Genomic DNA, 13,383 nt, shown 5'->3' with positions numbered 1-13,383 from the left:
CGGCGTGAGCGACACACGCGAGGGGCGCTGGGAACCGCACGCTCCCTAGCGCCCCGCCCGCTTCAACCGCAGGTCAGTACTTCGTAGAGCACTTGAGCGGGTACTCGTCCCCCTGGAAACTGATGCAGACTCGGAACAGATTGCCAGTGTTGGAGTTACCGAGCATGTTCGACCAGTCGGTCGTGGTCCCGTGGGGGATCGCCACCGACAGCGACTTCTGGAGAACGGTGCCGCTGGAGTTGTACCTCTCGATGTAGCCGTACGAGTTGTAGATCGACCCCTGCGTGCCCTTCACGTTGACCCAAGCGGCCTGGCACTTCGACGACCAGATGAGTCTCGCCACCCGGTCCGCGCTCTCGACTCGCCGCGCCTCGATGCCGTCGTCGTCACACGTATACGTGACAGGTCCCAAGTTGTCGCAGGTGAGGCTGTAACAACTCGCCGCGTATGACGTCCCGGCGAGCGGAATCATGGTGGCGGCGATCGTGGCTGCCCCGACGAGCAGTGCCTTGACCGAAGTCGACTTGTGCATCCCATCCCCATTTCTGCGCATCGAACTCCCCAGCCTGCGAAACTCCTGTGGCCGGTGATCAACCGGGGGAAGCTAACACGCAGATCAAGACGTGTCCACCACGAAGAGATGGGGCGGCAGTGGGCGAACGGCAGCTGGTGTCCCGCGAGTTGGTGCAGGCGACCAATGGGGTGACTTGCTTGGGGAGGTCGGCGTACAGCTCACCGTGCAGCTCCTGTCGGCGTACACGTGAACGTGGGTAGGGCTTCTTTCAGGGCAGGCGTCGGGAGCGCTCCGGGTTGAGTCATACGGGTGCGCGGGTACGGAGTTCCGACATGTCGGACCATGACGGGCCCGCTCTGCCTCCGTGCCCGGTAGGGGAGTTGCTCCCTTGCCGGGCTGTTGCGGACGATGCAGGTGAGGAAGCATGGGCGTGCGCGGTACGGGGGTCGTCCGCGACCGAAGTACGACTTGAAGAGGGCCGATGGCTGACGAGCAAGACACCCCGACGCCGGTGGACGGAATCGACACGGGCACGCCGCATTCGGCGCGGGTGTGGAACTACTGGCTGGGCGGCAAGGACAACCACGAGGCGGACCGCCGGCTAGGGGCGACGATGGAGGAGCTGTACCCGCAGATCATCGACATAGCGCGCGCCTCCCGGGCGTTCCAGGCACGAGCGGTGCGCTATCTGGCCGGTGAGGCGGGGATTCGGCAGTTCCTGGATCTCGGCACCGGTCTGCCGACGGCGAACGCGACGCACGAGGTCGCCCAGGACGTCGAGCCGACGGCACGCATCGTGTACGTGGACCACGACCCGATCGTCCTGGCGCACGCACGTGCCCTGCTGACCAGTCGGCCAGAGGGGGCGACGGACTATGTGCACGCGGACCTGAGGGACGCGAAGACGGTGCTGCGAGAAGCCGCCCGGACGCTGGACCTCGACAAGCCGGTGGCTGTGATGGTGCTCTCGACACTGGGACACGTCGCGGACTCGGGCGAGGCCGCGGCGCTGCTCCGCAGCTACTTGGACGCGCTGCCCGCGGGCAGCCACCTGATGCTGTGCGACACCATCGGGACCCCGGAGACGGAGGCCGGGTCCGAGGAGTACGCCAGCGGCGGTGCCATGCCGTACATCTCGCGCCCCAAGGAGATCATGGCGACCTTCGCGGACGGACTCGACCTGGTGGAGCCGGGCTTCGGCTCGATCAGCCTGTGGCGTCCCGACGAGCCCGCCGTCGGCGAGCCGGTCGACCAGTGGGGATTCGTGGCGGCCAAGCGGTAGCGGCCGCCGTTTCGAACGAGGACGGACGGCTCCGTGATGTCCTCGGCGTAGTACCGGCTGGAGGCCGAGGCGTCGCCCCGCGGAGTGAATCCGGGCAGGGCCGAGAGCGCCAGGTCGGGCGCGCACGCGATTCAGGCCTCCAGCATGCCGCCGCACCGCACAGGCAGAACGGCGGGACGGCGGGACGGCGGGACGGCGGGACGGCGGGACGGCGGGACGGCGGGACGGCACAGGGTGTTTCGCCAGGAGAGGTCACCGGTCACCGCTCCTGGGACACTGGTGGATTCGCCGATGTCAACCCGCCACGATCCGTCGAAACTGCGGTCTCAACCCATTGGGACACGCATTCACGGAGGCAATCCATGCGCATGCCTGCCCGGTTATCCCGGCGGTTCGCCACAGCCGCCGCGCTGGGGGCGCTGCTCTGCGGCGCCCTCTTCGCCGACCCGCTGGCCACCACGGCCGCGGCTGCCCCCGCCGCGGCCGCGAACCCGACAGTCACCGTCCCGCCCGCCGGCAGTCACGGCTTCCCGTTCCTCGCCGCGGCGGAGGACCTCGGCTCGTTCGGCTACACCGAGAGCGAGTACTTCATTTCGGGCACCGCCACGTCCTACGCCAAGTCCGGCCTGTGGACGTCGGACGGCCGGTGGAGCGTTCGCGCGTCCGGCACCGCCGACTACAAGAGCCGCCTGCTGGTGCGCCGCCCCGCCGATCCGGCGAAGTTCAACGGCACGGTGGTCGTGGAGTGGCTCAACGTCAGCGGGCAGCTCGACCTCTCCCCGGACTACTGGTTCGAGCGGGACGAGCTGCTGCGCGAGGGCTACGCCTGGGTCGGTGTCTCGGCGCAGGCCGTCGGGGTCAACGGCGGACTGGGCGGGATCAAGGGCCTCAAGGACTGGGACCCGGCCAGGTACGGCACCCTGGTCCACCCCGGTGACGCCTTCGCCTACGACATCTTCTCCCAGGCGGGCCAGGCGCTGCGGACCCCGAACGGGCCGAGCCCGCTCGGCGCGCTCCCGGTCCGGACGCTGCTCGCCGACGGCGAGTCGCAGTCGGCGGGCTTCATGACGACGTACGTCAACGCCGTCCAGCCGCTCGCCAAGGTCTACGACGGCTTCATGGTGCACAGCAACAGCGCGATCGCCTCGCCCATCAGCGGCGTGCTCGCCGGCACGTTGCTGATGCCGAACCCGTCCCGGATCAGGACCGACCTGGCGGCGCCGACGTTCGTCGTGCTCACCGAGACCGATGTGCCGGGCGCCGCAACCGCACGGCAGCCGGACACCGGCAGCGTCGTGCACTGGGAGCTGGCCGGCACCGCGCACGGTGACCAGTGGGCCTACGACCTCGGTGAGGCAACGGTGCAGAAGTCGGCGGGTTCGGCCGCGCCGTCGGCCGACTGCGCCACCGGTTCGGCTCCCTTCAACGACGGGCCCGGCCACTGGGCGATGAACTCGGCACTGCGCCACCTGGCCACCTGGGCGCGGGGCGGTGCGCGGCCGCCGAGCAGTCAACCGCTGAGCACCGTCCTGCGGGACCCGGCCACCGGCCTGGCCACCGGCGGTGTCCGTCTGCCGGACATCACGGTGCCCACCCGCACGCTCACGGGTTCGCGCGACACCACGGGCAGCGGCGTGTTCTGCGGCCTGTACGGCGCCCGCGACGCGTGGAACGGCGACGCCGACGTCTGGGACCGGCACGACGACGGCGACCCGTCCGACCCCTACTTCCCGGCCACCGCGGAACCGGTCCTCAGCCGGCTCTACCCGACCCACGCCGACTACGTGAGCAAGGTGCGCGCGGCCGCGCAGACGTCCATCGATGCCGGATACCTGCTGCCGGAGGACGCGACGGCAATCGTTGGCGCCGCGCAGGAATCGGGCATCGGCGGCTGACCCACCCGCCGGCCGACCGCTGCCCCGCCCGGCGCCACCGCGGCGCGAGGTGGCGGACGGTCGGCGGACCATGGGCCACCGGTGCATCCGGCGCTGTGCAACTCGGGCAACCGCGGGTGGGGGTGGCCGGCCCGGTCGATTCGGCGGATGCCTTGGTGACGGAAGCGGCTACGGCCGCGGACGGGGACGGGGACGGGAATGCCGTGACCGAAGCTGATGACGACACGCCCGGGGAGGAGGACTTGCCGGTGGACGACTCCGTCGCGGTCGCGGGACCGGGAGTCGCCTCGGCGACCGACTCGGCCTGCCCCTGCTGCCATGTGGCTGTCTGCTCCCGCCATTTCTGCCTGTGGTTCTGCCTGGAGACCGACGCGCTCCCCTGGTTGGCTGTGTTTGCGGGCGGGAACCCAGACCTCGCCGAAGCAGGCCGGTTGCGCTCTCCAGCGAAGTTGCTGCTCTTACAACGAGCCGGCCGTTCCTGCCGGACACCGGCCCCGCCTTCCGGGGAGGTCCAGCCGTCCATTGCAGCCCCTGAGTCACTTCCCTGAAAGAGGAGCAAATTGAGCTCGGTGTTGACGACCACCTCGGTGCCAGACCAGGACAGGGTCGCCTACTGGAACGATGCGGTGAACAGGACGCTGGTGCCGGTGGCCGTGACCCCGCACAGCGACGGCCTCTTCGACGCCCGGATCGTCACCAACCGACTCGGGTATCTCCAGGTCTCCACCATGGAGGCCGACGCGGAGCGCGTCAGCCGCACTCCGGCACTGATCGCCCGCTCGTCCGAGGCGCTGGTGGCCGTCGGTGTCCAGATATCGGGCACGGCCACCTTCATCCAGGACGGCCGGCGAGCCGAGGTGGGTGAGGGAGACCTCGTGGTGTGCGACAGGAGCCGACCGTACTCCTTCGACTATCCGCAGCGGTTCGCCACCCACGTCTTCCAACTGCCCCGCCGCACGCTGGGCGTGCCGGACAGCGACATCCGGCAGGTCACCGGTCATGCCATCGGCACCAGGCACGGCTTCGGCGCGGTACTGCTCCCGTTCCTGGCCTCCCTGGCCGCCTCGCCGGACGCCTACCCGCCGGCCGTCGCGGACCGGTTGGCCGGCAATGTCGTCGACCTGTTCGCCACCCTGATCACCGAGCGGGCCCACCCGAGCGGCACGGACGCCGAGGACACCGCCCGCAGCCACCTGCTCCTACGCGTCCGCGACCACATCAACCGGAACCTGAGCGACCCGGACCTGTCGCCGGAGAACATCGCCCGGGCGCACCGGATCTCCATCCGGTACCTCCACCGGCTGTTCGAAGGCGAGGGGACCACCGTCGGTCGGCTCATCCAGAAACGGCGCCTGGAGGAGTGCGGCCGCGAACTGGCCCGCCGCGGCAGGACAGCCCCCACCGTGTCCGCCGTTGCCCAGCGGTGGGGCTTCGTCAACCCCGCCCACTTCAGCCGGGCCTTCCGCGCCGCTTACGGCGTCTCCCCCCGTGAATGGCGGAACCTGCGCACCCTCCAGGACGACGTCGCGCTGTCTCCCGTGGGCAGGCCTGCGCCATCGTCCACGGTGGCCGACCGACCGGGGGCTGACCTTGCACCCGCCAGGGGGTAGGGTGCCCGCTCGGAGCCGTGCGGGCTGCCCCGCGCCCCGGCGGGCACTGCCTCGGCCCGGCAGCCGCAGCATCGCTTGCCGCCTCGCGACCATGCATTCGGTGCGCCGGACAACCCTTCTTCCAAGTTCTTCCCTTGGCCCTCTCGGCAGGAGACGGTGTGACCGACTTCCCCCGTTCGCCCCTTCGGCACCCGGTCCTGGACCACCCCACCCGAGCGTTCGTGGACAGGCACGCCTGCCCATCGTCGGCGCACGACCGGGACCTGGAACAGGCCCGGCTGGACCTGGCCCGGCTGCAGGGCGAGGACGGTCCGCCAGACGGGCAGGACACCTCCACGGAGTGGTTCGCACTGCCGGGTGGGCCGACCGGTCACGTACGGGTGAAGGTGGTCAAGCCCGCCGACAGCGTCGGAAAAATCCCGGTCGTGCTGTTCCTGCACGGGCTGGGCTGGGTTCTGGGTGATGCCGGCACCCATGAGCGCCTGGTGCGCGCGTTCGCCGTCGGTACGGACGCGGCTGTGGTCTTCGTCGAGTACGAACGCGCCCCCGAGGCGCAGTATCCGGTCGCCATCGAACAGTGTTACGCGGTCGCGAAGTGGATCTGCGAGCAAGGCGGCGAGATCGGCCTGGACGGGAGCCGGATGGCCGCCGTGGGCGACTCGGCCGGCGGCAACCTGGTGGCGGCGCTGACCCTCCTCGCCAAGGAGCGGGGCGGGGTGCGGCTGCTGCAGCAGGTGCTGCTCTGCCCCATCACCGACGCCGACTTCGACACACCCTCGTACCAGCGGTTCGCCAGGGGCTACTTCCTCGGTCGCGAGACCATGCGCTGGTTCTGGGACCAGTACCTGCCCGATGCGCGGCAGCGCAGCGAGGCCACCGCATCACCGCTGCAGGCGACCCTGGAGCAGCTCACCGGACTCCCTCCCGCGCTGGTGGTCACCAGCGAGGCCGACGTGCTGCGCGACGAGGGTGAGGCCTATGCGGCGAAGCTCAGGGCGGCCGGCGTCGCAGTGGTCTCCATGCGGTACCACGGGACGATCCACGGCTTCATGGTGCTCGATCCGCTGCGCAACACGGACGCCGCCCGCGCAGCTCTCACCCAGGCCCTCGACACCGTGCACGTCGCTCTGCACCGACATCGCGGCTGATTCCTTCCGCGCCGGGCCAGGTGTACGGAGGCGCGCGCAGAGCACCTCCCCCGTTCGCGAGCAGGCACGCGCCCGTACGGGGCCGGCGTGGGGTGCGGCTGTGGGACGGAGAAGGGACCGGTACAAGCCGCGGCACCCGCCCGAGAGCGATGTCGACGGCCGGGGAGCCGGCCGTCGACATCGCTCACAACCTGGTGACCGGCTTCCCCGGCCCCGCGCTGCGCGCGGCGGTTGAGGCAATGAACGCGCGGGCGGCATCATCGCCGCGACGCCGATCTTCAGCGGGTTGTTCAAGTCCTGCATCGACGTCCCGGACGGCCGCCCGCGTCGGCGGGCGTTGCTCACTCGGCAGGGAGCGCGTCCAGGAGCTCCTGTGCTGTCTTCAGGTGGCTGCTGTCGGCCGCGTCTCCGAGGGCGAGGACCTGACGGAAGCAGGAGCGCGCTTCCTCGGCTTCTCCCAGTTCGGTCAGGGCCTCACCCAGACCCAGGAGCGTGAGTCCCTCCAAGATGGTCTGGCCAGTGCGGTGGGACTGAACCACAGTACTGCGACAGAAGTCGGCGGCCTCGTGCCATCGCCCCAGGGCGGCGTAGTCGTGGCTCGCCGGGTTCCTCATCGCGGGAGAGGTGGGCGCGGGCAAAGAGCCGTAGGAGGTCGTGCAGTTGGTAGCGGCCGGTGAAGGTGGCCTGCAGCAGGCCGGCCTCGACCAGCTCCTCCATCACGTCCTCGGCCTCGAAGACGCCGGTCGCGGTCAGCGCCGCTCCGTAGGCGGCGGTCATGTCCGGCCCCGGGACCAGGCTCAGTAGCCGCAGCATCCGGGCGGCCTGGCCGGTCAGCTGACGGTAGGAAAGTTCGAACGCCGCCTCCACCCGCACATCACCCGCGACCAGGGCGCGCAGTCGGCGCTCCTCGTCGGCGAGGCGACGGACCAGATGGTCAACGCTCCACCCGGACCGGACCGGCAGCCAGTTGCCCGCCACCCGCAAGGCCAACGGCAGACGCCCGCACAGTTCCGCAACCCGCGCCACAGCCTCCGCTTCCGCATCAGCACGCGCCTCGCCCAGGATCCGGCACAGCAACTCGACCGCCTCCGGCTGCGCCATCTCCGGCAGCGCCAGCCGGTCAACATCCTCCAACCCGGTCAATGGCCGCCGGCTGGTGACCAGCACAAGACTCCACCCTCCCCCGGGCAGCAACGGACGGACCCGCCCCTCGTCGCGGGCGTTGTCCAGGACCACCAGGCACCGGCGCTCAGCAAACAGCACCCTCAGCAGCCCCGCACGACCCTGCGGATCCTCCTGCGCCAGCCGGCGATCGGGCACTCCAAGGGCCCTCAGCAGCTTCAGCAGCGCCTCGCCCGGGTCCACAGGGCCCTCCACTCCGTACAGGTCGACCACGAAGCACCCATCAGGAATGTTCCCTGCCAGATCTGCTGCCGCCTGAGCGCCGGCGTCGTCTTCCCGCACCCCGGAGGACCCGAGACAACCGAGACCGACGCCCACACGCCGGCGCCTGCGCGGGCCGCGGCCTCCGTCAGCCGCGCCAGCTCACGATCACGCCCCGTGAGGCCCCCACCGACCGGGGCGGCACCACGGCCCCTGCCGCCGCCATCGCACGCGTCGGACGCGCCGCCCGCGCCGCAACCAGCAGCGCCTCCCGCTCCGCATCCGCCAGCCCCAGCCCCTCCGCCAGCGCCATCACCGTGCGCCGCTGCGGAACCCGACTACGCCCCCGCTCCATGTCGCCGATCGCCCGGACACTTACGCCCGAGGCCTCAGCCAGCTCCTCCATCGTCAAACGGCCCCGTTGCCGCAGACCCCGTAGCACCACCCCGAATGACTTCTCTTCGGACACGGCCGCTCCCTTCTCCCCCGAAAGGGGATAAGGCGTGTTTCTCCAGGTCACGGCCTCAGGGCCGCGGTGCCAGAGTGCCCGCGACCTGATGAGGGGACGGACGGCACCGGCCCATCGGCAGGCGGCACCCGGTGTTCAAGGCAAAGGCGTTCGTCGCCCCCTCCGAGGCGCGGACAGGCCACATGTGGTGCACCGACGGGCAAGGTGCCTTCCGCGGTCGCCGCTAATGTGCTGTGCACGCCTGCGGCTCATCGCCCGGCTCGGACAGCGCGTGCGTCAGTCCGGCCGGCGAAGCAGCTCGGCCCTGGCGACCGTCGTCCGGACGGTGTTCACCCGCGAACGAGGTGGTGATCACTCACGTGGAGATCCGGGTGTCGAGGGGATCCTGCGGACGTGGTGCTTACTCAGGACGGAGACCCGGTTGAACGCGTTGATGGTGATCGCCACCCAGATCACCGCGGAGATCTCATCCTCGTCGAGGACCTGGCGAGCCTGTTCGTATGCGCCGTCCTGCGCGACCGCGTTCGCCGGATCGGTGGTCACCTCCGCCAGGGCGAGGGCCGTACGTTCCCGCTCCGTGAACAGTTCGGTGTCGCGCCACGCAGCCAGCACGCCCAGCCTCTGGGCGGTCTCACCGGCGCGCAGCGCGGCCCTCGTGTGCACGTCGAGGCAGAAGGCGCAGCCGTTGAGCTGGGAAACGCGGAGGTTTATCAGCTCCACCAAGCGGCGGTCCAGGCCCGCCTCGTCGGCGACTGCGCGGACCGCATCGGCCGCCTTGACCAGTGCGCGGTAGGCCTTGGGGCTCTGCTTGTCAATGAAGACCCGACGGCTCGCGGGGACTGCTGTGGCGTAACTCAACGTGGGCTCCTTCAGGGCCGCTTGCGCCCTCGCTCGGTCTGCCGTGCAAGTGCGGGGCATGGACTTACTATCAGGCATTATTGTTGAATACGAAATCACCTTCGGGTGAGAGGGAGTGCGATGAGCAACGCCGACACGGATCCCGCCGGCCTGCTCGGGGGTGCCGTGGAGCATGGCGAGGCCGCCCCGCGGGTCGACGTGCTGACCGCGCGGGACGTCCCTTTGGGCGGACCGAGAGCGATGACGGTCCGACGGACGCTGCCGCAGCGTGCCCGCACACTGATCGGGGCCTGGTGTTTCATCGACCACTACGGCCCCGACGATGTCGCCGACACCGGCGGCATGGACGTCGCTCCCCATCCCCACACCGGCCTGCAGACCGTGAGCTGGCTGTTCGGCGGAGAGATCGAGCACCGTGACAGCATGGGCACCCACGCATTGGTGCGGCCCGGTGAGCTGAACCTCATGACCGGCGGGTACGGCATCAGCCATACGGAAGTCTCCACCACCCGCACCACGGTCCTGCACGGCGTGCAGCTGTGGGTGGCTCTGCCCGGAGAGCACCGGCACACCGGCCGCGACTTCCGGCATTACGTCCCGAGCCCGGTCCGGGTGGGCGGGGCGAAAATCAGAGTGTTCCTGGGGTCTCTGGCCGGCGACACCTCTCCGGTGCGGACGTTCACTCCCTTGCTCGGCGCCGAACTTCTCCTCGAGCCACGCTCGACGACGACACTCCCGGTGAATCCCGCCTTCGAGTACGGCCTGCTGGTCGACCGAGGGAAGGTCGGAATCTCCGGAACACCCCTTCGGCCGACGGAACTCGGATACCTGCGCACGGGAAACGACACACTGACGCTGACGAACGAGACGGACACCCCCGCTCGGGCGGTCCTGCTCGGCGGGACACCGTTCGAAGAGCAGATCGTCATGTGGTGGAACTTCATCGGCCGCAGCCACGAAGACATCGCCGAAGCCAGGACGGCATGGCAGAACGCGTCCGACCGCTTCGGCAGCGTCGAATCGTACGACGGCGACCGTCTGCCCGCGCCCGCCCTGCCGAACGCCACCATCGCACCGCGCACCAACCCGACGCGTCACTGAAAGGCACACCATGAATCAGCCCGCCGCCGCCCCCACTGTCCGGCGAGTGAACGCCAAGCACCGTTACGAGATCCTGGTCGACGGCAGAACCGCAGGCCTCACCGCCTACCGAGACCGAGATGAGCAGCGTGTTTTCTACCACACCGAAATCGACGACGCCTTCGCCGGACAGGGCTTGGCCGCGATACTCGTACAGCAGGCCCTGACCGACGTACGCGCCTCCGGGAAGCGCATCGTGCCGGTCTGCCCGTACGTGGCAAAGTTCCTCAAGAAGCACGACGAGTTCGCCGACATCACCGACCCCGTGACCCCCGAAGCCCTGCAGTGGCTGGAGACCGAGCTTAAGCACTGACCGCCGCGCCGCCGCCCTCTCCCCGCGCTCCTGCCGCGTGCGCCCGCGGCCCGGCGGTCCCGCTCTCGGGGTTCCGGCAGCGGGCCCGCCGGGCCGGTGCCCCTGGTCAGCCGCCGTAAAGTCTTCCTCGCCGCTGGACGCCCCGCCTTGTTCGGGCACCAGCGGTTCGGGCGTGGACGACGTGAGGGAACAGGTGGGGTCGGGTGGCCGACGTGGGTGGTGAGGGGTTCGGGGCGCTGTTGCGGCAGTCGCGGTTGAAGGCGTCTCTGACGATCGAGGCGCTGGCGGAGGCGTCGGGGGTGAGTGTCCGCGGGATCGGGGATCTCGAGCGGGGGCGACGGGCGACTCCACAGCGGGGAACGGTCGCCGCGCTGGCGGACGGGCTGGGGCTGGGCGAGGCGGAGCGGGAGCGTCTGCTGGCCGCCGCCCGGACCGGCCGCAAACCCCGCCACAGTGCGGTCGGCGTGCGCGCTTTCCCGCGCGGCATCCACGACTTCGTCGGCCGGGAGTCGGAGCTGACACGGCTGACGGCACTGGCCGAGCAAGCAGCCTCCGGACAGCCGGTGGTAGTGGCGCTGCCCGGGCCGCCGGGGACGGGCAAGACCACTCTGGCACTGCACGCCGCCCGAGCGCTGGCCGACCGCTTCTCCGACGGGCAGCTCATGGTCGACCTGCGCGGCATGGACGACACCCCGCCCGGCCCGGCCGAGCTGATACTCCGTGTCCTGAAGGCGCTGGGGGTGGCGGACCGGGACCTGGCCAAGGCCGGCCCGCAGGGCCACCCTGAGCTGTACCGGCAGGCGCTGGCCGAACGGTGCTGCCTGCTCGTACTGGACAACGCCCGAGACGAAGCACAGGTCCGCCCGCTCCTGCCGAGCGCCGGCGCGGGAATGGTGATGATCACCAGTCGCAGGATGCTCACCGGCCTGGAGAGCGTCCACCGCCTGCCCCTCGGCGAGCTCTCCTCCGCGGAAGCCGCCGCCTTCCTCACCACGTTGGTCGGTCAGGAGCGCGCGGACGCCGACCCGACCGCGCTCGCCGAGGTGGCCCAGCGGTGTGCGCATCTGCCGCTGGCCCTGCGTGTGGCGGGAAACTGGCTCGCCACCCGCACCGGCTGGACCGTACGCCGCCTCGCCGACCGTCTCGCGCTCGAAGAGCGCCGCCTGGACACCCTGACCGCCGGTGACCTGCATCTCTCGGCGGCCTTCGAGCTGTCCTACCGCCAGCTCACCCCCAAAGCGGCCCGCCTGTTCCGGCTGCTGGCCCTGGTCGACGGCCCCGATGTCGGCGCCGCCGGTGCCGCCCAGCTGACCGGGCAGCCTCTGTTCGACACCGAGGACACCCTCGAGGAACTGGTCGAGACCGGACTGCTGGGAACCGACCAGGACCGCTACCGCTTCCACGACCTGCTGCGCCTGTACGCCCGCAGCCGGCTGCGGGCCGAGGAGCCCGACGGGAACGCCGAGGCGGCCCGGTCGGCACTGCACCGCTGGCTGCTCGAAACCGCAGTCGTGGCCGGGCGCTGGTACGAACCCGACCACGGCGCCCCACCTCCCACCTGGCAGGGCACCGTCGACCTGTCCACCGCCGAACACGCCCGCAGGTGGCTCCAGGCCGAAGGCGACAACTGGCTCGCCGCCCTGCGCGCGGCCGCCGCGGCAGGGGACCACGCCACCGTTGTGGAGGTCGCCGAGGCCCTGCACTGGTTCTCCGACCAGTGGATCTTCTGGGGGCACTGGCCCGAAGTCTTCCGAACCGCGGTCCGCTGCGGCCAGGCCCTCGGGGACCCGCTCCTCGAAGCGACCCAACTGAACTACCACGCCTGGGCCCTGCTGATCTGCGAGGGCCGCCACCGCGACAGCGTCGAGCGCTCCGCCCAGGCCCTCGCCGCCGCCCAGCACGCCGAAGACCTCCCCCAGCAGGGCTGGGCCCATTACTACAGTGCCTGGGCCCTCGGTCTGCTCGGCGACCACGCTGCGGCGGCACGGCACAACCGCGAGACAGCCAGGCTTTTCGAAACCGTCGGCGACCTCCACGGCACCCTCCAGGCCAGGAGCAACACCGCCCAGAACCTTTCCCTGGGGGGCCGGCACGAGGAGTCCATCACGGAGATCCTGCGCACGCTCGACTTCCTGGATCACGCCGGCGACCGCATCGAACCTCATATCGCCGCCTTCACCCGTACGACACTGCAGATGAACATCGGCCTGGCACACACCGCTCTTGAGAACTGGTGCGAAGCCGCCGACCACCTGCGCACCGCCGCGGACCTCTGGCGGGACAGCGGCAACCACGGTCTGGAAAGCCGCACCCTGGTGCGCCTCGGCGACGCACTGTTGGCTGCCGGGCACCGCGACGAGGCTCGGAATGCCTTCAGCCGGTCGGTAGGCCTCGGCAAGGCAGCCGACCCCACCAGCCTCACCGAGGCCCTCGAACGCCTCGCCGACCTCGACGCCCACCGAGCACCGCCCCCGGCGCTCGGCTCGGCGGGCTGCCGTACGAGCGGAACCGAGTAGGCCACATCCCATGCCTGGCGGCCGGGGCCGGGATCCCGTTGCCAGGACTTGGCGGTCGGATCACATGCGCGACCGACGTCCTCGGTCCTGGGGTGTCAGCCTCCGAGACCGGCTCCGAGGGCCGGCGCCTCGCCCTCACCCGGTCCGGTGAGCGTCGCCACCCCGATCCTCGCGCGCATGCTGGTCCAGGCCGGAATCGGGACGCGACGCCGTGCATCCGGCAATGTCCCAGGCGCCGTACGGGCGTAGCCGATG

The 13,383-nt window shown here is 70.5% G+C and carries 12 protein-coding genes; 7 read left to right on the top strand and 5 right to left on the bottom strand.

Going from position 1 to position 13,383, the window contains the following annotated elements:
* Positions 1 to 73: 73 nt before the first annotated feature.
* On the bottom strand, positions 74 to 532 hold the full coding sequence (locus OG912_RS34920) for a DUF2690 domain-containing protein (protein ID WP_327712806.1): 459 nt from the start codon (positions 530 to 532) through the stop codon (positions 74 to 76).
* 463 nt (positions 533 to 995) lie between these two features.
* Between OG912_RS34920 and OG912_RS34915 the strand changes: the two genes are divergently transcribed.
* From OG912_RS34915 to OG912_RS34895, 4 genes are all read left to right on the top strand, one after another.
* Positions 996 to 1,796 carry an SAM-dependent methyltransferase gene (locus tag OG912_RS34915; protein ID WP_327712805.1) on the top strand — a complete coding sequence of 267 codons (801 nt, stop codon included), beginning with the start codon at positions 996 to 998 and terminating at the stop codon, positions 1,794 to 1,796.
* A 362-nt stretch (positions 1,797 to 2,158) separates the two neighbouring features.
* Positions 2,159 to 3,691, top strand: a complete 1,533-nt coding sequence (locus tag OG912_RS34905) for an alpha/beta hydrolase domain-containing protein (protein ID WP_327712804.1) — start codon at positions 2,159 to 2,161, stop codon at positions 3,689 to 3,691.
* Positions 3,692 to 4,251: 560 nt separating this feature from the next.
* Positions 4,252 to 5,301, top strand: a complete 1,050-nt coding sequence (locus OG912_RS34900; RefSeq protein ID WP_443061052.1) for a helix-turn-helix domain-containing protein — start codon at positions 4,252 to 4,254, stop codon at positions 5,299 to 5,301.
* A gap of 158 nt (positions 5,302 to 5,459) precedes the next feature.
* Positions 5,460 to 6,449 carry an alpha/beta hydrolase gene (locus OG912_RS34895; protein ID WP_327712802.1) on the top strand — a complete coding sequence of 330 codons (990 nt, stop codon included), beginning with the start codon at positions 5,460 to 5,462 and terminating at the stop codon, positions 6,447 to 6,449.
* A 341-nt stretch (positions 6,450 to 6,790) separates the two neighbouring features.
* Here OG912_RS34895 and OG912_RS34890 read toward each other — a convergent pair whose 3' ends face one another.
* The 4 genes from OG912_RS34890 to OG912_RS34875 form a co-directional block, all read right to left on the bottom strand.
* Entirely contained in the window at positions 6,791 to 6,955 is a 165-nt protein-coding gene (locus OG912_RS34890) for a tetratricopeptide repeat protein (protein ID WP_327712801.1), read from the bottom strand.
* On the bottom strand, positions 6,924 to 7,913 hold the full coding sequence (locus tag OG912_RS34885) for a hypothetical protein (RefSeq protein WP_327712800.1): 990 nt from the start codon (positions 7,911 to 7,913) through the stop codon (positions 6,924 to 6,926). The genes OG912_RS34890 and OG912_RS34885 overlap by 32 nt, the downstream gene beginning before the upstream one ends.
* A gap of 67 nt (positions 7,914 to 7,980) precedes the next feature.
* Positions 7,981 to 8,301, bottom strand: coding sequence for a helix-turn-helix domain-containing protein (locus OG912_RS34880; protein ID WP_327712799.1), 321 nt, complete (start codon positions 8,299 to 8,301; stop codon positions 7,981 to 7,983).
* Positions 8,302 to 8,652: 351 nt separating this feature from the next.
* The gene (locus OG912_RS34875; RefSeq protein ID WP_327712798.1) at positions 8,653 to 9,159 is read right to left on the bottom strand and encodes a carboxymuconolactone decarboxylase family protein; all 507 of its coding nucleotides are present in this window, start codon (positions 9,157 to 9,159) and stop codon (positions 8,653 to 8,655) included.
* A 120-nt stretch (positions 9,160 to 9,279) separates the two neighbouring features.
* Here OG912_RS34875 and OG912_RS34870 point away from each other — a divergent pair, with 120 nt between their 5' ends.
* From OG912_RS34870 to OG912_RS34860, 3 genes are all read left to right on the top strand, one after another.
* The gene (locus tag OG912_RS34870; protein ID WP_327712797.1) at positions 9,280 to 10,260 is read left to right on the top strand and encodes a pirin family protein; all 981 of its coding nucleotides are present in this window, start codon (positions 9,280 to 9,282) and stop codon (positions 10,258 to 10,260) included.
* A 10-nt stretch (positions 10,261 to 10,270) separates the two neighbouring features.
* Positions 10,271 to 10,612, top strand: coding sequence for a GNAT family N-acetyltransferase (locus OG912_RS34865; protein ID WP_327712796.1), 342 nt, complete (start codon positions 10,271 to 10,273; stop codon positions 10,610 to 10,612).
* 203 nt (positions 10,613 to 10,815) lie between these two features.
* Positions 10,816 to 13,128: an ATP-binding protein gene (locus OG912_RS34860; RefSeq protein WP_327712795.1), complete on the top strand. Its 2,313-nt coding sequence runs from the start codon at positions 10,816 to 10,818 to the stop codon at positions 13,126 to 13,128.
* Positions 13,129 to 13,383 lie beyond the last annotated feature (255 nt).

The sequence above is a fragment of the Streptomyces sp. NBC_00464 genome, assembly GCF_036013915.1.
GTDB lineage: Bacteria > Actinomycetota > Actinomycetes > Streptomycetales > Streptomycetaceae > Streptomyces.
Note: the sequence above shows the minus strand (reverse complement) of the source record. Positions and strands in the feature narration are given on the sequence as shown.

Excerpts from the sequence above, each read along its gene's own strand:
- OG912_RS34920 (WP_327712806.1), bottom strand. The coding sequence starts at position 532 with ATGCACAAGTCGACTTCGGTCAAGGCACTGCTCGTCGGGGCAGCCACG.
- OG912_RS34915 (WP_327712805.1), top strand. The coding sequence starts at position 996 with ATGGCTGACGAGCAAGACACCCCGACGCCGGTGGACGGAATCGACACG.
- OG912_RS34905 (WP_327712804.1), top strand. The coding sequence starts at position 2,159 with ATGCGCATGCCTGCCCGGTTATCCCGGCGGTTCGCCACAGCCGCCGCG.
- OG912_RS34870 (WP_327712797.1), top strand. The coding sequence starts at position 9,280 with ATGAGCAACGCCGACACGGATCCCGCCGGCCTGCTCGGGGGTGCCGTG.
- OG912_RS34865 (WP_327712796.1), top strand. The coding sequence starts at position 10,271 with ATGAATCAGCCCGCCGCCGCCCCCACTGTCCGGCGAGTGAACGCCAAG.